This is a genomic window from Pseudomonas sp. VE 267-6A, from assembly GCF_024126555.1.
Classification (GTDB): domain Bacteria; phylum Pseudomonadota; class Gammaproteobacteria; order Pseudomonadales; family Pseudomonadaceae; genus Aquipseudomonas; species Aquipseudomonas palmensis.
Map to the genome: position 1 here is coordinate 36,015 of NZ_JAMYBY010000017.1, position 24,422 is coordinate 60,436.

The window sequence follows — 24,422 nt, forward strand, 5'->3', positions numbered from 1 at the left end:
GCCTGCCGGCGCGCCTGTTGCTGGCCTTCAAGGAACCTGCGCATGACCCTGCACCACCCTCGCCTGCCCCTGGGGCTGCTGAGCCTCGGCCTGGCCCTGAGTTCGTCCACTACGCTGGCCGACAGCGGCATCACCCTCGCGCCCCTGAGCGTGTCCGATGTGCTCGAGGACGGCTACCAGCCGCGCCAGGCCTCAGTGGCCGGCTTTGGCGCGGCGCCGCTGCTCGACACCCCCGCCTCGGTGTCGGTGTTCACCGAACAGTTGCTGCAGGACCGCCAGGTGCGCCTGCTCAGCGAGGTGCTGCAAAGCGATGCCTCGGTCGGCGAGAGCTATGCGCCCATCGGCTACTACGAGAACTTCAACGTGCGCGGCTTCGAACTGGACGCCGCCCACAGCTACACCATCAACGGCCAGACCATCGCCGGCGAGCAGAACGTGGCGCTGGAGAACAAGCAGCAGGTCGAGTTGCTCAAGGGGCTGTCGGGCCTGCAAAGCGGAGTAGCCGAACCCGGTGGGCTGATCAACTATGTGACCAAGCGCCCGCAGGACATCCGTTCGCTCACGGTATCGAGCACGGCCTTGGGCGAGCGCTACATCGCCACCGACCTGGGCGGCTGGTTTGGCAGCGAACGCCAGTTCGGCCTGCGCGCAAACCTGGCCCATGAAGATATCCGCTCCTACGTCGACCATGCCGACGGCCAGCGCGACTTCGCTTCGCTGGCCTTCGACTGGCAAGTGAACCCGGATGCGCTGCTGCAACTGGATGTCGAGTACCAGCAGCGCGAGCAGCGCTCGGTGCCCGGCTACCAGTTGCTCGGCGGCAACCGCCTGCCCCACGGCATCGACCCCGACGATCGCCTGGCCTATCAGCACTGGGCCAAACCGGTGCAGATCGACTCGCTGAACCTGGGCGGTCGCTTCGAATACCGCTTCAGCGACACCTGGACCGGCAGCGTGAGCGCTTCGCGCAGCCGCGTGGTGATCGACGACTACAGCGCGTTCGCCTGGGGTTGCTACGGCGCCGCCAGCTGCGCAGGCTCGAAGGTGCCGAACTACTTCAGCCCCGAGGGCGACTACGACATCTACGACTACCGCAGCCCGGACGATACCCGGCGCACCGACGAGGCACAGGTCACCCTCAACGGCCAGTTTGCCCTGGCGGGCCTAGAGCACGAGCTGACGGTCGGCAGCAGCGCGCAACGGCGCACTGTCGACCAGCGACCGACGTTCAACGAGTGGATCGGCAGCGGCAACATCTACCAGCCTACGCCGGCACTGGAGCCCTTCGACGGCAGCCCGGGCAACCGCGAACGCCGCCTCGACAGCCGCCAGTACGGCCTGTTCGCCAGCGACCGGATCAGCTTCGACGAACACTGGCAGACGGTACTCGGTGCGCGCGTTGTACGCCTGGACGAGCAGGCCTTTGGTGAAGATGGGAACCTGCGCCGGCATACCCGGCAATATGAACTGCTGCCCAACGCCGCGCTGATCTACAAGCCGCGCGCGGACATTTCGCTGTACGCCAGCTACAGCAAGGGGCTGTCGTCGGGCAATGCCGCGCCGTGGTTCGCGCTCAACAGCCAGGACATCCTGGCCCCCACCACGTCACGCCAGCTCGAACTGGGTATCAAGCGTGAATGGCAGCGCATGAGCCTGAGCGCGGCGCTGTTCCAGCTGCGCCAGGGGTATCAGTATGCCCAGCCGGATGGCAGCGGTGACTTCACCTACGTGCAGCAGGGACAGCAGAAGAACACCGGCCTGGAGCTGGCGGCCGGCGGCTGGGTAACGTCGAACCTGCAGATCAACGCCAGTGCCGCGGCCATTCGTGCACGGGTCGGCGGCAGCGGCACGCGGGCGTACGACGACCATCAGGCGCTGAACGTGCCGAATCTGCGCGCGGCGCTGCAGGCCGACTACAGCCTCCCGGGAGTACCGGGGTTGGCGCTGCTGGGTGGGGCGCGCTACAGCGCGAGCAAGTATGCCAACCAGGCAGGTACGGTGGCGGTGGGTGGCTATGCGGTGTTCGACATTGGCAGCCGCTATCGCACGCGCATCGGCGGGTATGACACGGTGCTGCGCCTGACAGTGGATAACGTGTTCGATCGGCGCTACTGGAGGGACGCGGGGGAGTATCTGGGCGACGGCTACCTGTTTCAGGGCGCGCCGCGAACTGCGCGGGTGTCGGCTGCTGTGAGCTTCTGAGAATGCGTTCGCCGGCAAGGCCGGCTCCTGCACAGGCGTTCGCCTTGCCTGCAGGAGCCAGCCTGGCTGGCGAACAGCGCGCCGCCGATCAGAACGGCTCGCTGCCCTCGCGGAACTGCACTTCCAGTATCCCGGCGATTTCGCTCAGGTCGGCCGCCGCGGCCGGAGTGGTGATGAAGCCGCTGTAGCAGTCCTCCAGCGTCGACCAGTTCCACAGCACCAGGCCCTGCTTCTGAAGCTCGGCATGGGCCAGCACCATCAGTTGCGACACGCTGTGGTTTTCCAGGAAGTCTTCATCTTCCGGGTCGTCCACGCCAAAGGTCACCTGGGCGTCACGTGCTTCTGCCAGTTGCTGGACGCTTTGCACGAACGACTCGGTGTCCTTCCAGTCGACGTAGAACACCGACTCCCAGTCGGCGATGTCCTTGACCATCCACATCAGTTGCTTGGGATCGTCCTCGAACTCTTCGATGTCATCCTCGTCCAACTCCAGCTCGCGAAACGCCTGAAGATGCTCGGCGGCCATTTCGGGCGTGGGGCTGACAAGAGCAATCAATTGCTCGGCGGCAAGAATCTGCTGTTCGGAAAAGCACTCTGCAAGCATCTGAAACTTCCTTTTCAATGGCCCAACAAAAAGCCCCCGGACTCTTTCAAGTTCGGGGGCTCTTCGCGTATCTGAATATGGCGGTGAAGAAGGGATTCGAACCCTTGATACAGTTTCCTGTATACACACTTTCCAGGCGTGCTCCTTCAGCCACTCGGACACTTCACCGGTTCTCGCCAAGCTGTTCAGCCTGTCGAGGCGCGCTAATGTAGTCGAAAGCACTTTGAATGGCAAAGGTTTTTTTCAGAATATTCATGCGCTTAAGCCAGCAGTGGCAAAGCTGCCAATCTCTGGCGTGGTTCGGCTGTGGTCCATGCACGAAGCCCGTGGTGCCGGGGCCGGCGTGCTGCGCCTGACTCATCGGTCAGCCTTGGTGCTTTACCTGACCGCGGCAGCTGGGTAACGTCAGCCCCACTCCACCTAAAGGAACTCTGTCATGAGTGAGCTGGTTACCTACCAACTGGAAGACGGCATCGCGACGCTGACCCTGAACAACGGCAAGGTCAACGCCATTTCACCGGACGTGATCGCAGCCTTCAACGATGCACTGGACCGTGCCGTGCAGGATCGCGCCGTCGTCATCCTCACCGGCCAGCCGGGCATCCTCTCCGGTGGCTACGACCTCAAGGTGATGACCTCTGGGCCACAGGCCTCCATCGCGCTGGTGACCGCCGGCTCGACGCTCTCCCGGCGCCTGCTGTCGCATCCGTTCCCGGTGATCGTCGCCTGCCCTGGCCACGCCGTGGCCAAGGGTGCATTCCTGCTGCTGTCGGCCGACTACCGCATCGGCGTCGAAGGCCCGTTCCGCATCGGCCTGAATGAAGTGCAGATCGGCATGACCATGCACCACGCCGGCATCGAGCTGGCGCGTGATCGCCTGCGTCGCTCGGCCTTCCACCGCTCGGTCATCAATGCCGAGATGTTCGACCCGGCCAGTGCCGTGGATGCCGGCTTCCTCGACAAGGTGGTGCCGGTGGAGCAGTTGCACGAAACCGCCCTGACAGCGGCGCAGCAACTCAAGACCATCAACATGAACGCGCACAAGAAGACCAAGCTCAAGGTGCGCAAGGCGCTGCTGGACCTGCTGGACGACGCGATCATTCGCGACCAGGAACACCCGGTCTGATAGCGGGTCGCGCCATTCGCCGGCAAGGCCGGCTCCTGCAGGGGACGCAACCGTTGCAGGAGCCGGCCTTGCCGGCGAAGCTTTAAGTTTGCCCCGGGCTGTGCACAACCGTACACTGCGCCGCGTTTTGTCCGGGGTTAACCACAATGCTGTTTCTGATCCGCATGCCCCTCCTGGGCCTGCATTTTGTTCTGGTAGGCATACTGGGTGTGCTCATCGGCCTGTGTCGGCCTTTCAACCCCGACAACAGCCGCGTGTTCGCGCGCCTGTATGGCTGGCCCGCCACCTGGCTGATGCGCCTGCAGGTACAGGCCGAAGTCGGCCCGCTGTTCGACCAGCCCCCGGGTTGCGTGATCGTGGCCAACCACCAATCCAACCATGACCTGTTCGTGCTCGGTCACGTGGTGCCGCCGCGCACGGTGTGCATCGGCAAGAAGAGCCTCAAATGGATCCCCCTGTTCGGCCAGCTGTTCTGGCTGGGCGGCAATGTGCTGGTCGATCGCAGCAACGCCTACCAGGCCCGACGCGCCATGCAGACCACCACCCGCACCCTGCAGGAACAGGACACCTCGATCTGGGTATTCCCCGAGGGCACGCGCAACGCCGGCGATCGGTTGCTGGCCTTCAAGAAGGGCGCGTTCCACATGGCCATCGAAGCCGGCGTGCCCATCGTGCCGGTGTGCGTGAGCCGCTACGCCAGGCGCCTGAACCTCAACGGCTGGCGCAAGCAGAAGGTGATCATCCGCTCGCTGGCGCCGATCTCCACCACCGGCATGACCCACCAGGATGTTCCCGCCCTGGCCGAGCAGTGCCGCGAACAGATGCAACGCTGCATCGACCTGATGGAAAAAGAATTGCAGGCCAGCCGCGCAGTTGCCGATTTGTCGTAGTCATACCAAGCTAGGGGCATGACAACGGGGGAAAGGCACAACCATGGGTCGAGTCGTAGCGGCAGCGGTCTACAGCGCCGGTAGAAAAGTCACCAACATCAGCCTCGACGAGGGCGCCGAGTGGGCCAGCAAACCGGGGCACTTCGTGTGGATCGGGCTGGAAGAGCCCTCCGCGCAGGAACTGGCCAATCTGCAGCGCCAGTTCAACCTGCATGAACTGGCAATCGAGGATGCGCTGGAAAAGCACAGCCGGCCCAAGCTTGAAACCTTCGGCGATGCCTTGTTCATCGTGACCTATTCGCCGGTACGCCAGGACGGCAGGCTGGAGTTCATCGAAACGCATATCTTTGCCGGCAACGGCTACATCATCACCTGCCGCAACGGCCACTCCAAATCCTATGCCCTGGTACGCCAGCGCTGCGAGGCCCGGCCGCTGCTGCTCGAGCACGGCGAAGACTTCGTGCTGTACGCACTGCTCGACTTCGTCACTGAAAACTACCAGCCGGTGAGCGAGGCGATTCACAGCGAGATCGAAGAGCTGGAAAACAACGTACTCAGCAGTTCGCTGCAGGAAGACGATATCCGCCGCCTGCACGGCCTGCGTCGCGACATCCTGCGCCTGCGCCGCTATGTGGCACCGATGGTCGAGATCAGCGAAGAGCTGCAGCGCCTGGCCTTCCCCTTCATCGACAAGAACATGCGCCCGTATTTTCGCGACGTGCAGATCCACGTGACGCGGCAGATGGAAGACCTGTCGAGCATCCGCGACATCGCCAGCCAGACCATCGAGATCGGCATGCTGCTGGAGTCGTCACGCCAGAGCATCACCCAGCGCAAGTTCGCCGCCTGGGCGGCGATCCTGGCCTTCCCCACCGCCGTGGCGGGTATCTACGGGATGAACTTTCAGAACATGCCGGAGCTGAGCTGGCACTACGGCTACTTCACCGTGCTGGGGGTCATCGCCCTGGGCTGCACGGCACTGTTCGCCAGCTTCAAGCGCTCCGGCTGGCTGTAGGCCTCAGGCCGCGCTGCCCTGTGGCTTGTGCGCGACAAAGCGCATCATCCACTCGGCCACCGTGGTGCCCTGGTGTTGCTGGTCGAGGCTGGCCACGCCCTTGCTGTAGACCTCCGGGCCCAGGTGCTGCTGGCGCAGCTCGAGCAAGGCACGGGAATAGTCGTGGATGAACTCGGGGTGGCCCTGGAAGCACAGCACCTGGTCGCCAATGTGATAGGCGGCATAGGGGCAGAAGTCGCTGGAGGCGATCACCGTGGCGTTTTCGGGCAGTTGGGTAACCTGGTCCTGGTGGCTGATCAGCAGGGTCAGTTCCTCCACCTGCGGGCTCATCCACGGCGCCTTGGCCGCCATCACGTAGCGGTGGGTTCCCACCCCCCAGCCCTGGTGCGCGCGCTCGCTGCGCCCGCCCAGCAACAGGGCCAGCAACTGGTGGCCGAAGCATACGCCCAGCAGCTTGTCGCCGCGCTTGTAGCGGTCCAGCAGAAAGGTCTTGAGCCTGGCGATCCACGGGTCGTCGCCAAACGAGTCGGCCTTGCTGCCGGTCACCAGGTAGGCGTCGAACACCTCGTCGTCGTCGGGGTATTCACCGTTCATCACGTTGTACACGCGAAATTCGGCGGCAATCGGCTGATGGGTGAACAGGTGCTCGAACATCCGTCCGTAGCCCTGATACTGATCGACCAGCTCGGGTCGCAGGACATCGGTTTCCAGGATGCAGATGCTTAACGACATAGATTTAGTCCCGAACGACATGAGGCACAAAGTGTCGCTAGAGCCTGCCGCGAATGGCGCTCGGAGGCAAGTGTTCACTCGGACGAACGGTCACACTGTGCAGGCCACGCCCCGGAGCGCACGCACGTGTCTAGCTGAAGGGATGGTCGCCGGATGGCCCTTGGCCTCATAGCCGTAGTGCCTTAGAACCCACCATTTAATACGAAAGCGTTCTAAAACACGGGTGACGTTGACCCTAAGGTTAGTTGTATATCGAAGCAAAGCAGGTCCGATGCGGGGGCAACGCGGACATTTCGACAGCGCTCGCGGGTTATCACGGACCCTGGCCAAGGACGCCACACGGCATTCAGGAATAACAACAAAAAGGCAGACCGCCATGTTCAAGCACTCCAAAGTACGTCAAGCCGGCCTCATCCTCTTCGCCACGACGCTGCTGCTGATCGTGCCCAACCTCACACGACTGTTCGGCTGAAGCCCATCCGTTCTGTAACCAGGCATCATCGCAACGCTGGTGTATCCTGCCGGCCTGAATGGTTGGAGAGCACCCGATGCGTCATTGCCTTGCCCTGATCCTGCTGTTGAGCCTGCCCCTGCACGCCGCACAGCTGACCCTGAACCTGGGCGGCGCCGAGCGCCAGTGGAGCACCGCTCAACTGCTGGCTCACCCGCAGGCGCGGGATATCCGCATCGACGGTGACGTTTCCTACAAGAAGACCATGCACTACCGCGCAGTGCCCATGGTGGCGCTGCTGGAGGGCGTAGCCCCCGGCGATCATCTGCAGGCCGTGGCGCTGGATGGCTTTGCCGCCGAACTGCCCGCTGCCCCGTTGCTCGGCAACGGCCCGGCACGCGCCTGGCTGGCCATAGAGGACCCCGCCCACCCATGGCCAGCCCTGAGCAAGGGCAAAGGCAGCGCCGGGCCCTTCTACCTGGTGTGGACCCAACCGCAGGCAGGCCGGATCAGCCCCGAACAATGGCCTTTCCAGCTTGCCACCATTCGCCGCCTGACCCCTGTGGCATCGCGCTTCCCGGCACTGCTGCCAGACCCGCAACTGCGTGAGGACGACCCGGTCAACCTGGGCTTTGCCGTGTTTCAGAAAAACTGCCTGGCCTGCCACCGACTCAACGGTGCCGGCGATGCGCAGTTCGGGCCCGACCTGAACCTGCCCTTCAACCCCACCGAGTACTTCCAGCCGACGTTCTTGCGCCGTTACATCCGCAACCCCCAAAGCCTGCGCCAGTGGCCACAGGCGCGCATGCCCGGCTTTGCCGAAACGGTGATCAGCGACGCAGAACTGGACCAGTTGCTGGGGTATCTGGCGCACATGGCCAGCCGCAAGCGGTCCGGGGTGGAAGTACCCTGAAAATGGATGGGGGCGGCATGGCCGCCCCGCGGATACACAGGCTCAGGCGAGCAGTCGCTCCTGCTTGACGCCCCAGCCCTGTATCTGGCCGCCCAAAGGGGAAACTGCCAGCTCGAAGTCATGCTCGAACTCGCCGATGCCGCCATAGGTGGCGAACATCAGTTTGCTCAACTCCAGCTGCCACCCCTCGTCGCTTTCGCGTACCTGGGTGTTGATCGATTCACCACGAAACTTGCCTGCGGCCCTGCGCGCCCGCTCCTCGTCCGGGAACACCGCATAGAACTCGATGGGATGGATCTGGGCAAAATCGAAACCGCCTTCTTTCATGCGGCGTAGAACCGTGCTGCTGATGTCCTCATACGGGCTGCTCATGAATCGTCCTCCTCGTCGCGATGGATAGACTTTCAGTGCATTACGCACTGACCCACCCTGCCAAACGTGGGTGGGCAACTCGAGCGGATGTAGCGGATGCAGCGATGGTTTAAGGGAAAAGGGCCGGCTGGGTAAATAACCCGTGACCCTGGCTGCAGACTAGCGCCAATCATAAGGGTATGCCAGTAGCGCGAGCGCTCAGGGCTGTTCTTTGATTTCCTTGATCTCCACGCCACTGTCCTGCTTCAGCCATTCGGCAGTGGGCATCGACACGCGGCCCTCGAAATCATTGAGGTCCGCCTTGTCCACGACAGGATAGAGGTGGGCGCGAATCACCCGAGCCGCCTCTTCGATACTGGGCTGCTGCTCGGCGTCAAACGACAGCGAGGTCCTTTCGCCTTTCTGGTCAACAAAGGTAATTACCCACGCTTTCATTGGATTCTCCTCAGTAACGCGACTCAGGGTGAATCAGCCTTACCTTCCGTTGACCCCGCGCCTGGGCGGTTGTTCAGTCGGCCTGCGGCGCAAAACGATGGCCGCCCGGCAGCGCCCGGATGCTTTTCAGGGTCTGCAGCATATCGACGCGGGTGCGCTCGAACGCAAGCTGCGGCTGGGAATGATCATCGAGCACCGTCAGCCCCACGCCAGGCTGGTATCCAGTGGGCGGAGCGTCGCCGTCGAGCGTGAACGTTTCGTAATCCACCGGCTTGTGGTACGCATCATAGGCCTTGTAGCGCGCACCGCGGAGGTTGCCGTCGAGGGCCCCGACAAGCACGCGCAGCGGGCCGAAGATGTCGGTCTGGACGAGCGTCGGAAACCGCCTGGAAATCACCTGCTCCAACAGCTTCGGCATGAAATCGGCGTCTTTCCTGATCTCGCGCCCCATGCTCAGGCGGTGCAGCAGGTGCGGGTTGCCCACGGGGTTGAAGCCCAGCGTTATCGAATGATGCGGGGCGCCATCGTCGGCAATGAACCCGAACGGCAGGCAAAAGCCGCGCTGCTGCGGGATTTCGTATTGCTCGCGGGTTCGAAAGGCCGCCAGCAAGGCACGGGCCCTGGGCTCGACACGTTCCAGTGAGACCGGTACGCCGGCAGCGTCCGACCCTGCATGAAATACAAAGCGATAGATGCGCTGGTTACGCCAGAGATGGGCCGTCATCTCACCCGGCACCCAGTCGGCGAACGTATCTGCAATCCCCAGGTCCAGAAAGCGCTCTTGCTCGAACAATGCGTCGGTCGGCCACTTGGCCTGTTCCTCGAGATAAGCTGCGCGTTCAGCCTCCAGTTTGACGGTGGGGCGCCCCGTGGCCGAGAACTCGCGGATCATGTCGTTGAGTACGAACAACTCGGTGCTCACCCAGTTGATTCGCGTAATGGTGTCGTCCAGGGCGCGATGCTGTTCAAGCAACGCGGAATAGTCTTCGTCGTCAGCCTTTTTTGCATCGATCTGGGCTTGCAGCGCGTCGATCTGCGCACGTACCACGCGTGTTTGCGCCGAACCGCGATCAGGCCCGTGGATAAGCTGCAGGCGATCGAAGACATTGCGATCCGTCACGGGGCTGACTTCGATCTTCACCAGGTAGGTCTGCTCGGGTGTCACGCCCTCGCCATACATGATCTGCTGGCCACCCGGGGCGATGGTTGGGCGCACGGGGTCGAAGTCCGGCTTTTGCCAGTAGCCCCCGGCAAGGTGCCAGGCAATCTCCTTGGGCACATCGAACTGCACCCGCCCCATGCACTCGGTACGCCAACCCGGCGGCGTCTGGTAATCCGGCTCACCCAGCGCCGACAGGGGCGCTGCCAGCAACGCCAGCCACATCCAGCTCATGTGTAACGACTTCATGTACGTTTCCTTTTCTGTGCCACTTGCGGTGCGTTCGGCAGGGCCTGCACCTGCCCCAGTATCTCGACGGCTTCTGTCTCCAACAGCTTCAGGCTCAGGCCGTCGCGGCTGTGCAACTGGTCCACCTGCAGGATCATCGAAGGAACGGGCGTGGCGCCCAGGTGCGCTGCGCGCAGCTGGAATGTTTCGCGGCGATCCGTTTCGTGTTCGAGGTACCACTTGGTCAGCGTGGTGGTTTGCAGGATGGTCATCTGCCCCAGCCGGAACTGGCGTTCCGGCAGTTGCTCAAGTACGGGGAAATCAGCGCGATCGAGCGACAGGTCGGCGGCCCGCCGGGCCTCGAACTGCTCACGCAGCGACTGGCTGGCCACCTGAAGGTCGTAGCGGACCGCCTCCTGGTGCCGCCCGAACCACGCGGCGCGCACCACATAGGGGGCTGTGCCGTCATCGGCCAGAAAGCCGAACGGCAGGCATATACCCGGTTGCCGAGGCACTTCGAAGGCGGCGCGTGGACGCAAGGCGGCGAGCACACGGCGCACATGCGGGTCCAGCCGCTGCAGCACCTGCTCGTTGCTCACTCCACGTTCGATGTAACCGAAGTTGAGCTTGTAGACGCGCGACTGGCGCCACAGCACCACGGTCAACCCATGCTCGTTGTACACCGCATAGCCATCCTCCAGGGCAAAGTCCGGCAGGACTTGCCACTTGAAGCGATCGGAGACGGGGTACCCCGCGTCTTCACGGTTGAGCCGCTCAAGCCGCGCCTGAAGCGTGTCCACTGGCCAGCCCTTGCCCCCGAAATCGGCGATCATCGCCTCGAGCGACGCCCGCTCACCGGGGATCTTGTCGATGCGCTCGAAGGTGCGCGCTAGTGCCTTGTACCGTTCGTTCAAGGCGTGGTACTCGCTCGGCTTCTGGGCCTTTAGGTACGGGGTCATCAGGTTCCCGATGCGTGTCTGCTCGGCCATGATGAACTCGCCCTGTGCATTGGCCCGGCTCAGGACCAGACGATCCTTGAGGCGGTCGTACAGCTCACGGGTAGTGAGCGGGCTCACATCGATGGTGACCAGGTGCGATTCCCCGGAGAACGCCGGCGCGCCGTAGTCGGCCTGCCACGTATCGCCACCAGGCATGAAGCGGGCGAACGGCTCGCCCAGGCGAAGACCGCTCATTTGCCACTCCAGGCTGGCCGGTACCACAAGGCGCGAGCGCCCTACACATTCCTGAGCCATCTGGGGCGCAGGCGATACGGCTTCAGCCACCGCCTGGATCGAATGGCACAGGCAAACCAGCAACACGAACACACGCACGCAAACATCCTTTTTGCGGGACCGCTGTCGGCCCCTCTTGCTGAGGCGCGTGATTTGAGCACCCACGGCCCGAAAAGCCAAGACCCCGGCAAGCCGGGGTCCTGGTCAGTGCAACAGCCCGTGCGTCATTGCGGCGTGCTGTGGGTCACGCCGGCAGTGTTGTCCAGCAGGCTCTTGGTCGCGGTCTGGATGTAGGACTCCAGCTTGCGGCTCAATTGTGCCTGGTCCGGGCTTTCGATCACCTCGGCCTTGAAGTTGGCCCCAAGCTGGTAACGGTACATGCGCGGCGACATGTCCTTGGACTGGATCAGAATGCGATCGCCCTGCACCAGGCCGACGATCTGCTCACTGCCCGATGGCTTGATCATGCCGATGCCTTCATCGCCGGCCGGCAGGTTGAGCAGGTCACGCCCCCAGCACTGATGACGGGTTTCGCCCCCCAGTCGGCCCATGATGGTCGGCACGATGTCGACCTGGGTGCCCACGGTGTGGCTGACCGCACCGAACTTTTCCTGGATGCCCGGCGCAATCAGCAACAGCGGCACGTTGAAGCGGCCCAGGTCCAGTTCGGTGACCTGCTGGGCATTGCCGAAGCCGTGGTCGCCGACGATCACGAACAGGGTTTCCTTGAAGTACGGCTCCTTGCGCGCCTTCTCGAAGAACTGGCCCAGCGCCCAGTCCGAGTAGCGCATGGCGGTCAGGTGCTCGTTCAGGCGGCCCTGGTCGGTCACCGGCTGCACCGGCAGGTCCTTGGGCAACGCATACGGAGTGTGGTTGGACAGGGTCTGCAGCAGGGCATAGAACGGCTTCTTGCCATAGTTGTGCGCAAGCTCCTGTGCGCCGCGGTCGAACATGTCCTGGTCGGACACCCCCCACGTCGGGTCGGAGAACACCGGGTTGACGAAGTCATTGCGGCCGATGAAGGTGGTCATGCCCTGGTTGCCGAAGAACCCGGACTGGTTGTCCCAGGCGAAGTCGCCGTTGTAGACGTACACGTCGTCATAGTCCCGGGCGCTGAGCAGCGCCGGCAGGCCGGACAGCTTGTGGCCGCCTTCCGGCGTCTGCATCAGGTATTCGAAGCCTGGCAGGTTCGGGAAGCAGGCCATGGTGGCGAACATGCCCTGGTGGGTATGGGTGCCGTTGGAGAAGAAACGGTCGAACAGCAGACCTTCCTTGGCCAGCTTGTCGAAGTACGGGGTGATGTTGGTGGTACTGCCCAGCGCGCCCACCGAGTGGCCGGCGAAGCTCTCCATCAGGATTACCACGACGTTCTTGATCGGCAGGCTGTTGGCCGCAGGCGGGGTGAAGTCACGGCGGATCGCCGCGCTGTCGGCATCCACCAGCTGGTCGTTCTCGGTCAGGATCATGTCGCGCACGGTCTGCTGGGCCTGGCTCTGGTCGAGGGTGGCCTTCCAGATGTTGCCGCGGTCTTCGCCAAAACGGCTGTGGGCGGCGTCGATCAGGGTCAGGGTGCCGTTAAGGCCCAGCTGATTGACGAAATTGGAGTCGGTAGTGAACGCGTCACCCCAACGCATCGGCGGGCCCTGGCGCAGGGTGCCACGGGCGGCGATCACGGCCACCAGCAGGATCACCACGAATACCGCGCCACGCAGGTACCAGGGCGCCACGCTGCGCAGGCCGGCGACGTTGCTGGAGTACTCGCCGCGCGGGCGGGTAAGACGGTCGATGCCCTTGAACAGCAGGCTCAGCACCCAGGTGCCAAAGGCCCAGGCCAGCAGGTAGCGCACCACCGGAAAACCGTACCAGAGCATGCTCAGAACGGTCTTGGGGTCTTCCTTCACATACTGGAACACCAGGCCGTTGAGGCGCTGGTGAAACTCGCGGTAGAAGTCCATCTCCATCAGGCCGAGGAACATCACCACGCTGGAAGCCAGGGTCAGCCATACGCGAAACAGGCCACGGGCGGCCATGGCGCGAGCGCTGAGGATCGCCAGCAGCAGCGGAATGCTCAGGTACACCACCACGCGCAGGTCGAAGCGCAGGCCGTTGAGGAAGCCTTCAGCGACGGTCGAGAGTGGGGTGTCGCCGATCATGTCGCTGTTGTAGAGCAGCAGCGCCAGGCGCACGAGGCTCAGCATCAGCATGATCACCAGGCCGCACAGCAGGGTATAGGCGAGGTGTGATTTGAGCGTTGGTTGCAGCAACGGGCGCGAAGCGGCTCGCTGATGACTCAAGGCATCCGTGTTAGCCATGGACAGGAAGATCCCTAGGGTTCAGATTTTTATGAGGGCCGGGACATTGCGTGGCCCTTGGACGAACGGAAATTCGCGCGCGGATTGTCAGCAATCGAATGTGAAAATTATGTTGAAAACCGCGCCTCGAACAATAGCTCAGTGTTCGGGTATCGTGTGGGCCAGACATGCCCGGAGCCACTCACCATGTACTTTCGCTACCACCCCAGCCCTATCGGCCAGTTGCTGCTGGCCGGTGATGAACAAGGTCTGCACCTGCTGCACATGGACAGCGCCCACCCCTGGCAACTGGCCGAAAGCTGGCAGCCGGCGGGCGCGCAGCTGGATACGGTAGCGCGACAGCTCGACGAGTATTTCGAAGGCCGGCGCCAGCGTTTCGAGCTGCCCCTGGCGCCACGGGGTACCGAATTTCAACGTGCAGTGTGGTGGGCGCTGCAGCAGATTCCGTATGGCACCACCACCAGCTATGCACAACTGGCGCAGCGCGTCGGGCGGCCGAAGGCGATACGCGCGGTAGGCACGGCCAACGGCGCCAACCCGGTGGCGGTAATCGTGCCGTGCCACCGGGTGATTGGCAGCGACGGCAGCCTGACCGGGTTTTCAGGTGGCCTGGAGCGCAAGCAGCAGTTGTTGCAGCTTGAGGGCGCCTGGTTGATCTGAGCCGCCGCATCGCCGGGCAGGCCCACGCCCACAAGAGCCTGGACTGGCGCTACAGCCTAACGTTGCCCCGTGGCCCGGCAATCGCCCAGATGATAAGGCCCAGCACCGGCAGCAGCAGGATCAGCAGGATCCACAGCACCTTGGCCCCGCCACTGGCGCCGCTCTTGATCACGTTGATGATCGCCCAGATATCCAGCGCCAGAATGACCAGCCCCACCAACCCATTGAACGTCGACCCCATGGTGATACTCCCATGATTGAACCTGCCTTCAGCGTAGCTGGCTATCGGCCCCATAGCGGCGAACCGCTCGTCGCACACGCCGCGCAGTGATTACACTCGATTGATCGACTCCGTACCACAGAGGCCTCCATGCCACCCGCCCAAAGCTCCGCCAACGCCAACCCGACCTCCCTGCGCAGCGCCTGGCTGCACCAGGTTCAGGCCACCCCATGGCTCAGTGCCGGCCTGGCCCTGAGCCTGCTCGCCGTGCTCGGCCTGCTGGTTGCCAGTGCCTGGAACGCGGTGCACGGCGACAACAAGGACAACCTGCACATGGCCCTGCTCGGCGGCCTGGCAGGGTTTGGCGCCACGGCGCTAGGCGCGGTGCTGGCGGTGGTGCTGCGCGACGTCAGCGCCCGCTCGCAGGATGTGATGCTCGGCTTCGCCGCCGGCATGATGCTCGCCGCCAGTTCGTTTTCGCTGATTCTGCCGGGCCTGGAGGCTGCGCGTGAAATCACCGGCAACGGGCCTTTCGCGGCCTTGACCGTGGTGGTCGGCATGGGTCTGGGGGTGCTGCTGATGCTGGGCCTGGACCGCTTCACGCCCCATGAGCACGAAAGCACCGGCCCCTGCGGCCCACAGTCGGAACGCATCAACCGGGTGTGGCTGTTCGTGCTGGCGATCACCCTGCACAACCTGCCCGAGGGCATGGCCATCGGCGTGGGCTTTGCCAACGGCGACCTCAACGTGGGCCTGCCGCTGACCACCGCCATCGCCATCCAGGACATTCCCGAAGGCCTGGCCGTGGCACTGGCGTTGCGCGCCACCGGCCTGTCCAACCTCAAGGCTGCGCTGGTGGCGGTCGGCTCGGGGCTGATGGAGCCGATCGGGGCAGTGATCGGCCTGGGCATTTCCACCGGTTTTGCCATCGCCTACCCGGTGAGCATGGGCCTGGCGGCCGGGGCGATGATTTTCGTGGTATCCCACGAGGTGATCCCCGAAACCCACCGCAATGGCCACCAGACCTCGGCCACCCTGGGCCTGATGGGCGGCTTTGCGGTGATGATGTTCCTGGATACCGCGCTGGGCTAGACGTGTACCGCGACCCGCAGCGCCTCCAGGGCAGGCGCCGCGGCGATGCCGACCTCGGCGCACAGTTCCAGCACCCGCGGCACGTCGTTGCCGTACACCAGCACCATCTGCAATTCGTCGTCCAGCAACTGGCTGATGTTGACCAGGGTGTAGCCGCCGTTTTCCTTGTTCATGCTGCCCATCTGCACCTGGATGCGGTTGAGTGCCGTGAGCGGCTCGACCTTGACCAGTTGCTTGGGCTTGATGTTGAAGGCAACGTCCTTGCCGAACGAGTCGGTGATCTGCTGGAACAGGTCACTGTAGGTGTCGGCCTGGAACAGCACGGTATCGGGCAGGCTGCCGATCACCACCCACTCCCCCAGCGGGATCGGGAAGGTGTCGTCGTAGTTGATGTCGGGGTTGGCCGCCAGGAACGCCTGCGGGTCGGCATAGGCCTGCGCCGCTTCATCGGCGATGCGCTCGATTTCGGCGTCCGGAAGGCAGCCGGAGCTGATTTTGCCGATGAGTTCGACCAGTTGGTTTTTCATGCGGGGGCCCTGCGAGGCGAAAAAAGTCGCCAAGGATAGCCGCAAAAGCCCCCTGGCAGTTAGCCGGCCAGCGCCTGCAACTGGGCGACGGTGTCGGGTGCGCCCATGGTTTGCGCGGCAACCAGTGCGGTGGCGCCCTGCGCGTCGCGGTGGTTGGGGTTCGCGCCCTTGCCGAGCAGGTAGGTGACGATGGAGGTGCGGTTGAACATCGCGGCCAGCATCAGCGCGGTACGGCCATCGGCAGACGCTCCATCGATCAGCGCGCCCTTCTCCACCAGCAGCTCGATCATCGCCTGGTTACCCTTGAAAGCGGCACCGGCAATCGGCAACTGGCCCTTGTCATTGGCAATCTGCGGGTCTGCGCCGTGCTCAAGCAGCACCCTCACCGCTTCAAGGTGGCCGTGGTAGCTGGCAAGCATCAGCAGCGTGTCGCCGTTGCCATTGCGAAGGTTGACCGGCAGGCCCTTCTCCAGCAGACGGCCAAGCATGTCGGCGTCCCCCTTGCGCGCCCGATCGAACACTTCTTCGGCAAAGGCTGCGGCTTCATCGTCGTTCATCGGGGTGGGGGTTGGGTGGTCGGTCATCGGGAACCTCCTGGCTGCGGTAGAGCCCAAGTCTTTGTCAGGGAAGGCTTTGGGTCAACCTCGCAAATCCCATGAGGACGACAGAGCGAATCTATTGGCCGCAAGGCACTGCAAAATGCACTGTGCAAATTGCACGACCATGCAGAATGCACGGCACCCCTTCTGTACGATAACTTTAAGTCATTGTTTTATAAGCTTTTTTTAATCAAGGAAAACTGGCACGGTCGCTGCACCTATCACTTCATGTCTGCCACACAACAGTCAGGAGCTGATATGGACCTCATCCAGCAAAAATTCGCCTCGGTATTTTCCGCCTACGACGTCACCACCCAGGCTCGCCCTGATGGCGGTGTACTGCTGACGTTGCGCGCCGCCGACGGCAAACAGGTCAAGCGCTCGATTTCGTATGGCCAGCTGCACAGTGCCGAGCAACTGTCGTGGGCGATCAGCGCGATCCGCCGCGACCTGGCCGAGCAGGCCAGCGAGCTGCCGGTGATCTCGATGCTGCAAAGCCAACAGCGGTTCGCACTACCGACCTATCGCTGAATCGCGTAGCGGCCTTTGCTGGCAAGCCAGTGCCAACAGGATCACCTTGGTTCCTGTGAGCGCTGGCTTGCAAGCCAGTGGCCTCGGCGTGATCAATCGTCCAATCGCGCGTAACGCTCGGCCAGCTTCTCCCCCGTGAACTGCGCCACCACCCCTTCAGGCTGATTGAACAGTCGCACCGCCACGAAGTGCGGGTTGTCCCCGCCATCGATCCATACCCGCAACCCCGCCGGCACCACGATCAGATCCCCCTTCTCGCACACCACCGCATGCACGTACTCCCCTGCCCGCACGCTGACCAGGCTGCGCCCGGCTGCGAAGAAACGCACCAGGTCATCCGAATACACATGTTCGTCCAGCAGTTCGCTCATCGGATCGCCACTGGCGCTGATCACGTCGACGGCGCGGTAACCGCCTTCGTGTTGCAGCCGGTCGATCTGCACCTGGTAGGCGGCCAGCACACCGGCCTGGCCAGCATCGGCCTGCACAGGCGACTGCGCCGTCCAGCGCTCGAACCTTATTCCCTGCTCGGCCAGTGTCGCGGCGATGTCTTCAAGGTGGGTCAGCACCTTGTTGGGAATGTCCGGGGTGGACTGGTGAAACACGCTCAGGCTGCTCATGGGGCCTTTTCCTCTGTCATTCGAAACGCAATGATAACGGCTGCGACCAGGGCCGCGACGCTGGCAATACTAAAGGTGATGGTGGCGCCCAGGGCGTTCCAGCTGTAGCCCGAATACAGGGCACCCAGCGCACCGCCAGTACCGGCCAGGGCCGCATACAGCGCCTGCCCCTGGCCCTGCTGGCGAGCGCCGAAGCTGCGCTGCACGAAGGCGATGGCGGCCGCGTGAAAACTGCCGAACGTGGCGGCGTGCAGCAACTGGGCGAACAGCAGCACGCCCGGATACTCGGCAAAGGTCCCCAGCAGCCACCAGCGCAAGGCCGCCAGTAAGAGGCTCGCCAACAGCACCCGACGCAACGAGAACCGCACCAGGATCCAGCTCATGGCCAGGAACATCAGCACCTCGGCCACCACCCCCAGCGCCCACAACATGCCGATGGTGCCGCGGGCATAGCCCAGGCGCTCCAGGTGCAGGGTGAGAAAGGTGTAATACGGGCCGTGACTCAACTGCATCAATGCCACGCACATGTAGAACGCGGCCACGCCAGGGCTGGCCAGTTGCCTGAGAAAGCCGCCACCATCGCTGCGCTCGTGCTGGCCTGGCGGCTGGGCATTGGGCACCCACAGGCTGGCCAGCACGATGCCGGCCATGATCGCCACCAGCGCCACCGGGTAGATGTCCAGGCTCAACCATTCGAACAATCGCCCCAGGGCCACCACGGTGAGGATGAAACCGATCGACCCCCACAGCCGCACCTGGCTGTAGCGCGCAGTCTGACCTTGCAGGTGGGCCAGGGTGATGACCTCGAACTGCGGCAGTACCGCATGCCAGAAGAACGCGTGCAGGGCCATTACCAGCGCCAGCCAGGCGTAGCTCTTGGCCACGAAGATCAACGAGAAGCTGGCCAGGGTGCACAAGGCCCCCAGACGCACGATCAGCAGGCGCTGGCCGCTGCGATCGCCCAACCAGCCCCACAGGTTCGGTGCCACGCAGCGCATCAGCATGGGGATGGCCACCAACTCGCCGATGCGCGCGCTGGAAAACCCCAGGTGATCGAAATACAGCGCCAGAAACGGCGCTGTCGAACCCAGCAAGGCGAAATAGAACAGGTAGAAGCTGGACAGCCGCCAGTAGGGAATCGGCGCCACGGCTCAGCGGGCCGTGGCGTCGACGTCGGGCAGGTGCACTACAGCTGGCCCAGCACCGGGGTGGCTACCCGCACATCGGCGTTCTGGCCGCGGTGGCGCAGCAGGTGATCCATCAGCACGATGGCCATCATCGCCTCGGCGATAGGGGTGGCACGGATGCCGACGCAGGGGTCGTGACGGCCCTTGGTGATGACCTCCACCGGGTTGCCATCCACATCGATGGAACGGCCCGGGGTGGTGATGCTGGAGGTCGGCTTGAGTGCCAGGTGCGCAATGATCGGCTGCCCCGAGGAGATGCCCCCCAGGATGCCGCCGGCATTGTTGCTGAGGAACCCTTCGGGGGTGAGTTCGTCACGGTGTTCGGTGCCGCGCTGGGCCACGCTGTCGAAGCCGGCACCGATCTCCACGCCCTTGACCGCGTTGATGCTCATCAGCGCATGGGCCAGCTCGGCGTCGAGGCGGTCGAAGATCGGCTCGCCCAGGCCGGGCATCACGCCTTCGGCGACCACGGTGATCTTGGCACCCACCGAGTCCTGGTCACGGCGCAGCTGGTCCATGTAGGCCTCCAGCTCCGGCACCTTGTCCGGGTCGGGGCTGAAGAAGGCGTTGTGCTCCACCGACTCCCAGGTCTTGAACGGGATTTCGATAGGGCCCAGCTGGCTCATGTAGCCGCGGATGCGGATGCCCTGGGTGGCCAGGTACTTCTTCGCGATGGCACCGGCAGCCACGCGCATCGCGGTTTCGCGGGCCGAGCTGCGGCCGCCGCCACGGTAGTCGCGCTCGCCGTACTTGTGGTGATAGGTGTAGTCGGCGTGGGCCGGGCGGAACAGGTCCTTGATCGCCGAGTAGTCCTTGGACTTCTGGTCGGTGTTGCGAATCAGCAGGCCGATGGCGCAGCCGGTGGTACGGCCCTCGAACACGCCAGATAGAATCTCGACCTCGTCGGGCTCCTGGCGCTGAGTGGTGTGCCGGCTGGTACCGGGCTTGCGCCGGTCCAGGTCGTGCTGAAGATCGGCCAGCGAAAGCTCCAGGCCCGGAGGGCAGCCATCGACAATGGCGACCAGCGCCGGGCCATGGCTTTCGCCAGCGGTGGTGACAGTGAACAGCTTGCCGTAGGTATTGCCGGACATGCAGGGCGCTCCGCGTTCAGCCTGATTTTTAACTGGATGGTAACAAGGCCAACCAGTATACGCAGGGTATACCCTTAGATCACCTCCAGGCGCGAACCTAATGCCGCCGGACGAGTCAAAACGCCACCTCCTCGCTAATGGCCTGATGATGCTGCGCACGTTCGCCCTGTTGTTCCTCCTGTTTACCGGCCTGGCCCAGGCTGCTGCCCCCACGGTACTGCAACGACCGATCAGCCTGGTGACCGACGACGGCACCCTGCAGGGCAGCCTGCTGTTGCCGCGCAGCGACACGCCGCCACCGGTGGTGCTGATCATCGCCGGCTCCGGCCCCACCGACCGTGACGGCAACAATCCCGCCGGCGGACGTATCGACAACCTCAAGCGCCTGGCCCTGCTGCTGGCCAACAACCGCATTGCCAGCGTGCGCTACGACAAGCGCGGGGTGGCCGCCAGCCGCGCGGCAACCCCCGACGAGCGCAACCTCAGCGTCGAGCGCTATGTGGCCGATGCCGTTGCCTGGGGCCATCTGCTCAAGGCCGACCCGCGCTTCGGCCCGCTGATCGTGCTGGGTCACAGCGAGGGCGCACTGATCGCCAGCCTCGCGGCCGAACAGGCCGGCGCCAGCGCGGTAATTTCAGTGGCAGGCAGCGGGCGCCCGGTCGATCAGGTGCTGCGCGAGCAACTGGGTGAGCGCCTGCCGGCGACCGAGCGGGCCCAGGCCGTACGCCTGATCGAGCAGCTCAAGGCCGGCCAGCCCAGCACCCAGGTACCGCTGCACCTGCGCGACGTGTTTCGCCCCAGTGTGCAGCCGTACCTGATCTCGCTGTTTCGCCAGGACCCGGCCGCCGCCTTCGCCCGCCTCCACTTGCCGGCGTTGATCGTGCAGGGGCGCAACGACGTCCAGGTCGAGGTCGAGGATGCCGAGCGCCTGCACGCTGCCAAGCCGGACGCCGAACTGGCACTGATCGACGGCATGAACCACATGCTGCGCATCAGCCCGCGTGCCATGAGCCAGCAGCGCGACAGCTACAACAACCCCGAGCTGCCCCTGGCCAGTGCCCTGGGCGAGCGGATCGTCGAGTTCATTCGTCGATTGCCGGCGGCATGAAGCGAATTGGCGCAAATTGTGTCTCCAGTCTTGCGCAAAGCGGCCGATAAGCCGGTGCAGGCGTCGCCCTTGCGACCCGCCTGCTGTGCACAAAAGGACCGCCGTGATGACTGAAGCCACCCCCCAGGACGCCCCAGACGCGACCGACGAATCGCCAGCCCCGGAAGCGGCCCCGCTGCCCTGGGCGGACGTTGTGCCCGAGCATTTCCAGATGCTGCGCCTGTCCCCGCAGCCCACCGACCGCAACACCGGCGCGCGGCCGCTGCGCTTCGTGCAGTACGGTTATGCCGAACGGCACAACAAGACCCACAGCCTGCTGCGCATGGAAGTGCGCCTGCCTGGGCAGAAGGTGCGCAAGGAGCAGAATCGCCTGGATATCTGGGTGGACCATGAGTTGCACCAGATCAAGATCGGCCCCGACAGTGGCTTGCAGATCGAGCCGGTCAGCCGTGGCCTGGGGCGCTTCCTGTTGTCGCAGGCGGTGCACTGGGTACAGCGCAAGTGGTCGCACTACCGGGTCGAGGGCATGGCCCTGGCCAACAAGGACGCACTCAACGAAGACACACGCCTGCGCCGCGACCAGGTGCTGCGCAGCCATGGCCTGGAGGTCGAGTACGCCGATGCGCAGCACCTGAAGGGGCGCTGCGTGGAAGTCCAGGCAGGTCAGCTCAAGGGTGGCTGGAACACCGACAAGGTGCAGAAGGTAGACATCCTGGATGCTGCGGGCATGCTGCAGCAGGCCGAGCAGAACCTGCAGGAGAAGGAAGCACAACTGCGCGAGCGCGATGAGCGGGTCAACAAGTACCGCCGCGAAGACAGCGGGTTGCGCTTCACCATCACCTGCCTGGTGGCCTTTGCGGTATTCCAGGCCGGGCTGCTGATCTGGATTGCCACCAACCGCTGAAAGCGTTGCGGGTCAAGCCCGCCCCAACACGGCAATGCGGCCCTGTTGGGGCGGGCTTGACCCGCGACAGGCTTGAAACCTGTATCCCTTACACCCGCGAAGCAAACAGCGCCTGATGCTGCCGGCATTGTTCGGCCGTGAGCATGAACACCCCGTGCCCGCCACGTTCGAACTCCAGCCAGGCGAAATCCACCTCCGGGTACAACTGCTCGACATGCACCTGGCTGTTGCCGACCTCGACGATCAGCAGGCCCTTCTCGGTCAGGTGATCCGCCGCCTCGGCCAGCATGCGCCGTACCAGGTCCAGACCGTCATTGCCGCAGGCCAGGCCCAGCTCCGGCTCGTGGTGGTACTCCTGGGGCATGTCGGCGAAATCCTCGGCATCGACATACGGCGGGTTCGACAGGATCAGGTCGAAACGCTGCCCCGGCAACCCCTCGAACCCATCGCCCTGCACGGTGAACACACGCTCTTCAAGACCATGGCGCTCGATGTTCTGGTTGGCCACTTCCAACGCCTCGAACGACAGGTCGGCCAGCACCACCTCGGCCTCGGGGAACACGTCGGCGCTGACGATGCCGATGCAGCCGGAGCCGGTACACAGGTCGAGAATGCGCGCGGGTTCGGCAGCCAGCCATGGCTCGAAGCGTTTTTCGATCAGTTCGCCGATGGGGGAGCGCGGGATCAGCACGCGCTCGTCGACGATGAACGACATGCCACAGAACCACGCCTCGCCAAGCAGATACGCGGTCGGCACGCGTTCTTCGATACGTCGCTTGAGCAGGCGCTGCAGCTTGACCAGCTCGTCGTCTTCAAGACGGCAATCGAGATAGGCGTCGGCCACTTCCCATGGCAGATGCACCGAACCCAGCACCAGCAGGCGTGCCTCGTCCCAGGCATTGTCGGCGCCATGCCCGAAAAACAGCCCCTGCTCATGAAAACGGCTGACAGCCCAACGGATGTGGTCGCGCAGGGTGCGCAGGCGGGAAGTGATCACGGGCAGACTCCTTTAAAGACGACCGGCAATTCTAACAGCCTGGAACACAAATGGGCCCGCCAATACGCCTCTGGCCGCAATTGTGCTCATGCCTGCAGGCCGCTATCCACGCCGCATGCACGCTAAGCCATTCACATAAGTCGCCAAGCAGGGGACAATAGGTGAAAAGCCCTATCCAAAGGAGCCCCTGATGTCCGTTCCAACGACGATGTTCCACCTCAGCGGTCGCGGTTATCCGCCGGCCAAGCTTAGCAACGCCAGCCTGGTGATTATCGATGCGCAAAAGGAGTACCTGAGCGGGCCCCTGGCGCTGTCGGGCATGGACGAAGCGGTGGCCAACATCGGCAAACTGCTCGAGGCTGCACGCAAGGCCGGCCGGCCCGTGGTGCATGTGCGCCACCTGGGCACCGTGGGTGGCCTGTTCGACCCACAGGGCTCGCGCGGCGAGTGGATTCCGGGCCTGGAGCCGCAGGGCGATGAAGTCGTCATCGAAAAACGCATGCCCAACGCCTTCAAGAACACCACACTGCACGAGACGCTGCAGAAGTACGGCCACCTGGACCTGATCGTGTGCGGCTTCATGAGCCACTCCAGCGTCAGCACCACCGTGCGCCGCGCCAAGGACTACGGCTATCGCTGCACCCTGGTCGAAGACGGCTGCGCCACCCGCGACCTGCCGTTCAAGGACGGCGTGATCCCGGCCGCACAGATCCAGCAGAGCGAAATGGCGATCATGGCCGACAACTTTGCCTGTGTCGCACCCGTCAACAGCCTGATCTGACCACCCGACAGGCAAGTGGAACCACTCTGGGGCGTTCGGGTCCAACCCCGGATACCCTTTGAGGAAAGTCGGAATGAAGTTATCCAGTTTCGACGCCAGGCGCCTGCGTCCCCGGGAACAACGCAATTGGGGCGCACGCCTGGCCACGGCGTTCTCGGCACTGCTGGCGATACTCGGCGTGCTCCTGACCATGGCCGGCGTCGCTGGCCTGCTGGGCCATGCCGAGGCGCTGGGCGAGCTCAACAACAACCGCCCCGGCGCTGCCGTGGTGCTGGGCCTGGGCTTGCTGTCGCTGTACCTGGGCGTCTGGTCCTGGCGCCGCAGCCGGTTGCGCCTGCGCCGTGCCAGGGGGCTGAACCTGTCGCCGCACCTGATGAAGAAACACGATTGACTGCAACCCTGTGGGGAGTCGCGTAAACTGCGCCGCCCAGGCG

Annotated in this window: 27 protein-coding genes and 1 tRNA gene; 12 read left to right on the forward strand and 16 right to left on the reverse strand. The window is 63.9% G+C overall.

Translation table 11 applies throughout. The features are described 5' to 3' along the window. Positions 1–42 precede the first annotated feature (42 nt). Complete coding sequence (locus NJH59_RS19500) at positions 43–2,202, forward strand: TonB-dependent siderophore receptor (protein WP_253087192.1); 2,160 nt, start codon at positions 43–45, stop codon at positions 2,200–2,202. 88 nt (positions 2,203–2,290) lie between these two features. On the opposite strand, the gene NJH59_RS19505 is transcribed toward NJH59_RS19500, so the two are convergent. The 3 genes from NJH59_RS19505 to NJH59_RS19515 form a co-directional block, all read right to left on the reverse strand. Next, positions 2,291–2,806, reverse strand: a complete 516-nt coding sequence (locus NJH59_RS19505; RefSeq protein WP_043862726.1) for a hypothetical protein — start codon at positions 2,804–2,806, stop codon at positions 2,291–2,293. 78 nt (positions 2,807–2,884) lie between these two features. Further along, positions 2,885–2,974: transfer RNA gene (locus NJH59_RS19510), tRNA-Ser, on the reverse strand. Beyond that, a complete protein-coding gene (locus NJH59_RS19515) occupies positions 2,970–3,167 on the reverse strand; it encodes a hypothetical protein (RefSeq protein WP_143516616.1) in 198 nt (65 codons plus the stop codon). The genes NJH59_RS19510 and NJH59_RS19515 overlap by 5 nt, the downstream gene beginning before the upstream one ends. A gap of 75 nt (positions 3,168–3,242) precedes the next feature. Between NJH59_RS19515 and NJH59_RS19520 the strand changes: the two genes are divergently transcribed. The 3 genes from NJH59_RS19520 to NJH59_RS19530 all read left to right on the forward strand — a co-directional run bounded on the left by NJH59_RS19520 (position 3,243) and on the right by NJH59_RS19530 (position 5,837). Beyond that, positions 3,243–3,932, forward strand: coding sequence for a crotonase/enoyl-CoA hydratase family protein (locus NJH59_RS19520; protein WP_253087193.1), 690 nt, complete (start codon positions 3,243–3,245; stop codon positions 3,930–3,932). A gap of 146 nt (positions 3,933–4,078) precedes the next feature. Next, a complete protein-coding gene (locus tag NJH59_RS19525) occupies positions 4,079–4,822 on the forward strand; it encodes a 1-acyl-sn-glycerol-3-phosphate acyltransferase (RefSeq protein ID WP_043862724.1) in 744 nt (247 codons plus the stop codon). 43 nt (positions 4,823–4,865) lie between these two features. Further along, the gene (locus NJH59_RS19530) at positions 4,866–5,837 is read left to right on the forward strand and encodes a magnesium and cobalt transport protein CorA (RefSeq protein WP_043862723.1); all 972 of its coding nucleotides are present in this window, start codon (positions 4,866–4,868) and stop codon (positions 5,835–5,837) included. A gap of 3 nt (positions 5,838–5,840) precedes the next feature. Here NJH59_RS19530 and NJH59_RS19535 read toward each other — a convergent pair whose 3' ends face one another. After that, on the reverse strand, positions 5,841–6,569 hold the full coding sequence (locus tag NJH59_RS19535) for an amidotransferase (RefSeq protein ID WP_253087194.1): 729 nt from the start codon (positions 6,567–6,569) through the stop codon (positions 5,841–5,843). Positions 6,570–7,117: 548 nt separating this feature from the next. Between NJH59_RS19535 and NJH59_RS19540 the strand changes: the two genes are divergently transcribed. Beyond that, entirely contained in the window at positions 7,118–7,933 is an 816-nt protein-coding gene (locus tag NJH59_RS19540; RefSeq protein WP_253087195.1) for a cytochrome c, read from the forward strand. A 42-nt stretch (positions 7,934–7,975) separates the two neighbouring features. On the opposite strand, the gene NJH59_RS19545 is transcribed toward NJH59_RS19540, so the two are convergent. The 5 genes from NJH59_RS19545 to NJH59_RS19565 form a co-directional block, all read right to left on the reverse strand. Continuing rightward, positions 7,976–8,305, reverse strand: a complete 330-nt coding sequence (locus tag NJH59_RS19545) for a ribonuclease E inhibitor RraB (RefSeq protein WP_043862720.1) — start codon at positions 8,303–8,305, stop codon at positions 7,976–7,978. 198 nt (positions 8,306–8,503) lie between these two features. Next, positions 8,504–8,740: a hypothetical protein gene (locus NJH59_RS19550; protein WP_043862719.1), complete on the reverse strand. Its 237-nt coding sequence runs from the start codon at positions 8,738–8,740 to the stop codon at positions 8,504–8,506. Positions 8,741–8,813: 73 nt separating this feature from the next. Beyond that, positions 8,814–10,148 (reverse strand): T6SS immunity protein Tli4 family protein, encoded by a 1,335-nt coding sequence (locus NJH59_RS19555; RefSeq protein ID WP_253087196.1) that lies wholly within the window; start codon positions 10,146–10,148, stop codon positions 8,814–8,816. Continuing rightward, positions 10,145–11,320 carry a hypothetical protein gene (locus tag NJH59_RS19560; protein WP_253087197.1) on the reverse strand — a complete coding sequence of 392 codons (1,176 nt, stop codon included), beginning with the start codon at positions 11,318–11,320 and terminating at the stop codon, positions 10,145–10,147. The genes NJH59_RS19555 and NJH59_RS19560 overlap by 4 nt, the downstream gene beginning before the upstream one ends. A 263-nt stretch (positions 11,321–11,583) precedes the next feature. Next, entirely contained in the window at positions 11,584–13,671 is a 2,088-nt protein-coding gene (locus NJH59_RS19565; RefSeq protein WP_253087198.1) for an LTA synthase family protein, read from the reverse strand. A 186-nt stretch (positions 13,672–13,857) separates the two neighbouring features. Here NJH59_RS19565 and NJH59_RS19570 point away from each other — a divergent pair, with 186 nt between their 5' ends. Beyond that, positions 13,858–14,331: a methylated-DNA--[protein]-cysteine S-methyltransferase gene (locus NJH59_RS19570; RefSeq protein ID WP_054915836.1), complete on the forward strand. Its 474-nt coding sequence runs from the start codon at positions 13,858–13,860 to the stop codon at positions 14,329–14,331. 49 nt (positions 14,332–14,380) lie between these two features. On the opposite strand, the gene NJH59_RS19575 is transcribed toward NJH59_RS19570, so the two are convergent. Beyond that, entirely contained in the window at positions 14,381–14,572 is a 192-nt protein-coding gene (locus NJH59_RS19575; protein ID WP_043862715.1) for a PLDc N-terminal domain-containing protein, read from the reverse strand. A gap of 129 nt (positions 14,573–14,701) precedes the next feature. Between NJH59_RS19575 and NJH59_RS19580 the strand changes: the two genes are divergently transcribed. Continuing rightward, entirely contained in the window at positions 14,702–15,643 is a 942-nt protein-coding gene (locus NJH59_RS19580; protein WP_043862714.1) for a ZIP family metal transporter, read from the forward strand. Here the strand turns inward: NJH59_RS19580 and NJH59_RS19585 are convergent. Both NJH59_RS19585 and NJH59_RS19590 read right to left on the reverse strand, forming a co-directional pair. After that, entirely contained in the window at positions 15,640–16,170 is a 531-nt protein-coding gene (locus NJH59_RS19585; protein WP_043862713.1) for a hypothetical protein, read from the reverse strand. The two genes, NJH59_RS19580 and NJH59_RS19585, sit on opposite strands and share 4 nt — an antisense overlap. 59 nt (positions 16,171–16,229) lie before the next feature. Continuing rightward, positions 16,230–16,754, reverse strand: a complete 525-nt coding sequence (locus tag NJH59_RS19590) for an ankyrin repeat domain-containing protein (RefSeq protein WP_054915837.1) — start codon at positions 16,752–16,754, stop codon at positions 16,230–16,232. A 273-nt stretch (positions 16,755–17,027) separates the two neighbouring features. Here NJH59_RS19590 and NJH59_RS19595 point away from each other — a divergent pair, with 273 nt between their 5' ends. After that, a complete protein-coding gene (locus NJH59_RS19595) occupies positions 17,028–17,300 on the forward strand; it encodes a DUF3509 domain-containing protein (protein WP_043862711.1) in 273 nt (90 codons plus the stop codon). A 92-nt stretch (positions 17,301–17,392) separates the two neighbouring features. On the opposite strand, the gene NJH59_RS19600 is transcribed toward NJH59_RS19595, so the two are convergent. Genes NJH59_RS19600 through aroC form a run of 3 tightly spaced genes read right to left on the reverse strand, consistent with a single transcriptional unit; the run spans position 17,393 to position 20,198 of the window. Continuing rightward, the gene (locus NJH59_RS19600) at positions 17,393–17,920 is read right to left on the reverse strand and encodes an acireductone dioxygenase (protein ID WP_104572084.1); all 528 of its coding nucleotides are present in this window, start codon (positions 17,918–17,920) and stop codon (positions 17,393–17,395) included. Continuing rightward, the gene (locus tag NJH59_RS19605) at positions 17,917–19,068 is read right to left on the reverse strand and encodes an MFS transporter (protein WP_253087199.1); all 1,152 of its coding nucleotides are present in this window, start codon (positions 19,066–19,068) and stop codon (positions 17,917–17,919) included. Before NJH59_RS19605 ends, NJH59_RS19600 begins: the two co-directional genes overlap by 4 nt. Positions 19,069–19,106: 38 nt before the next feature. Further along, positions 19,107–20,198 (reverse strand): chorismate synthase, encoded by a 1,092-nt coding sequence (gene aroC / locus NJH59_RS19610; protein WP_043862708.1) that lies wholly within the window; start codon positions 20,196–20,198, stop codon positions 19,107–19,109. Positions 20,199–20,343: 145 nt separating this feature from the next. Here aroC and NJH59_RS19615 point away from each other — a divergent pair, with 145 nt between their 5' ends. Together NJH59_RS19615 and NJH59_RS19620 are read left to right on the forward strand one after the other, a co-directional pair. Next, positions 20,344–21,306 (forward strand): alpha/beta fold hydrolase, encoded by a 963-nt coding sequence (locus tag NJH59_RS19615; protein WP_043862707.1) that lies wholly within the window; start codon positions 20,344–20,346, stop codon positions 21,304–21,306. Positions 21,307–21,412: 106 nt separating this feature from the next. After that, entirely contained in the window at positions 21,413–22,210 is a 798-nt protein-coding gene (locus tag NJH59_RS19620; protein WP_054915840.1) for a hypothetical protein, read from the forward strand. Between the two features lie 88 nt (positions 22,211–22,298). Here NJH59_RS19620 and prmB read toward each other — a convergent pair whose 3' ends face one another. Beyond that, positions 22,299–23,207: a 50S ribosomal protein L3 N(5)-glutamine methyltransferase gene (gene prmB, locus NJH59_RS19625; RefSeq protein WP_054915841.1), complete on the reverse strand. Its 909-nt coding sequence runs from the start codon at positions 23,205–23,207 to the stop codon at positions 22,299–22,301. A 190-nt stretch (positions 23,208–23,397) separates the two neighbouring features. Here prmB and NJH59_RS19630 point away from each other — a divergent pair, with 190 nt between their 5' ends. Together NJH59_RS19630 and NJH59_RS19635 are read left to right on the forward strand one after the other, a co-directional pair. After that, complete coding sequence (locus NJH59_RS19630; protein ID WP_054915842.1) at positions 23,398–23,988, forward strand: cysteine hydrolase family protein; 591 nt, start codon at positions 23,398–23,400, stop codon at positions 23,986–23,988. A 73-nt stretch (positions 23,989–24,061) separates the two neighbouring features. Continuing rightward, on the forward strand, positions 24,062–24,379 hold the full coding sequence (locus NJH59_RS19635; protein ID WP_043862703.1) for a hypothetical protein: 318 nt from the start codon (positions 24,062–24,064) through the stop codon (positions 24,377–24,379). The last annotated feature ends 43 nt before the right edge of the window (positions 24,380–24,422 follow it).

Excerpts from the sequence above, each read along its gene's own strand:
- NJH59_RS19500 (WP_253087192.1), top strand. The coding sequence starts at position 43 with ATGACCCTGCACCACCCTCGCCTGCCCCTGGGGCTGCTGAGCCTCGGC.
- NJH59_RS19505 (WP_043862726.1), bottom strand. The coding sequence starts at position 2,806 with ATGCTTGCAGAGTGCTTTTCCGAACAGCAGATTCTTGCCGCCGAGCAA.
- NJH59_RS19515 (WP_143516616.1), bottom strand. The coding sequence starts at position 3,167 with ATGAGTCAGGCGCAGCACGCCGGCCCCGGCACCACGGGCTTCGTGCAT.
- NJH59_RS19520 (WP_253087193.1), top strand. The coding sequence starts at position 3,243 with ATGAGTGAGCTGGTTACCTACCAACTGGAAGACGGCATCGCGACGCTG.
- NJH59_RS19525 (WP_043862724.1), top strand. The coding sequence starts at position 4,079 with ATGCTGTTTCTGATCCGCATGCCCCTCCTGGGCCTGCATTTTGTTCTG.
- NJH59_RS19530 (WP_043862723.1), top strand. The coding sequence starts at position 4,866 with ATGGGTCGAGTCGTAGCGGCAGCGGTCTACAGCGCCGGTAGAAAAGTC.
- NJH59_RS19535 (WP_253087194.1), bottom strand. The coding sequence starts at position 6,569 with ATGTCGTTAAGCATCTGCATCCTGGAAACCGATGTCCTGCGACCCGAG.
- NJH59_RS19540 (WP_253087195.1), top strand. The coding sequence starts at position 7,118 with ATGCGTCATTGCCTTGCCCTGATCCTGCTGTTGAGCCTGCCCCTGCAC.
- NJH59_RS19545 (WP_043862720.1), bottom strand. The coding sequence starts at position 8,305 with ATGAGCAGCCCGTATGAGGACATCAGCAGCACGGTTCTACGCCGCATG.
- NJH59_RS19550 (WP_043862719.1), bottom strand. The coding sequence starts at position 8,740 with ATGAAAGCGTGGGTAATTACCTTTGTTGACCAGAAAGGCGAAAGGACC.
- NJH59_RS19555 (WP_253087196.1), bottom strand. The coding sequence starts at position 10,148 with ATGAAGTCGTTACACATGAGCTGGATGTGGCTGGCGTTGCTGGCAGCG.
- NJH59_RS19560 (WP_253087197.1), bottom strand. The coding sequence starts at position 11,320 with ATGAGCGGTCTTCGCCTGGGCGAGCCGTTCGCCCGCTTCATGCCTGGT.
- NJH59_RS19565 (WP_253087198.1), bottom strand. The coding sequence starts at position 13,671 with ATGGCTAACACGGATGCCTTGAGTCATCAGCGAGCCGCTTCGCGCCCG.
- NJH59_RS19570 (WP_054915836.1), top strand. The coding sequence starts at position 13,858 with ATGTACTTTCGCTACCACCCCAGCCCTATCGGCCAGTTGCTGCTGGCC.
- NJH59_RS19575 (WP_043862715.1), bottom strand. The coding sequence starts at position 14,572 with ATGGGGTCGACGTTCAATGGGTTGGTGGGGCTGGTCATTCTGGCGCTG.
- NJH59_RS19580 (WP_043862714.1), top strand. The coding sequence starts at position 14,702 with ATGCCACCCGCCCAAAGCTCCGCCAACGCCAACCCGACCTCCCTGCGC.
- NJH59_RS19585 (WP_043862713.1), bottom strand. The coding sequence starts at position 16,170 with ATGAAAAACCAACTGGTCGAACTCATCGGCAAAATCAGCTCCGGCTGC.
- NJH59_RS19590 (WP_054915837.1), bottom strand. The coding sequence starts at position 16,754 with ATGACCGACCACCCAACCCCCACCCCGATGAACGACGATGAAGCCGCA.
- NJH59_RS19595 (WP_043862711.1), top strand. The coding sequence starts at position 17,028 with ATGGACCTCATCCAGCAAAAATTCGCCTCGGTATTTTCCGCCTACGAC.
- NJH59_RS19600 (WP_104572084.1), bottom strand. The coding sequence starts at position 17,920 with ATGAGCAGCCTGAGCGTGTTTCACCAGTCCACCCCGGACATTCCCAAC.
- aroC (WP_043862708.1), bottom strand. The coding sequence starts at position 20,198 with ATGTCCGGCAATACCTACGGCAAGCTGTTCACTGTCACCACCGCTGGC.
- NJH59_RS19615 (WP_043862707.1), top strand. The coding sequence starts at position 20,344 with ATGATGCTGCGCACGTTCGCCCTGTTGTTCCTCCTGTTTACCGGCCTG.
- NJH59_RS19620 (WP_054915840.1), top strand. The coding sequence starts at position 21,413 with ATGACTGAAGCCACCCCCCAGGACGCCCCAGACGCGACCGACGAATCG.
- NJH59_RS19630 (WP_054915842.1), top strand. The coding sequence starts at position 23,398 with ATGTCCGTTCCAACGACGATGTTCCACCTCAGCGGTCGCGGTTATCCG.
- NJH59_RS19635 (WP_043862703.1), top strand. The coding sequence starts at position 24,062 with ATGAAGTTATCCAGTTTCGACGCCAGGCGCCTGCGTCCCCGGGAACAA.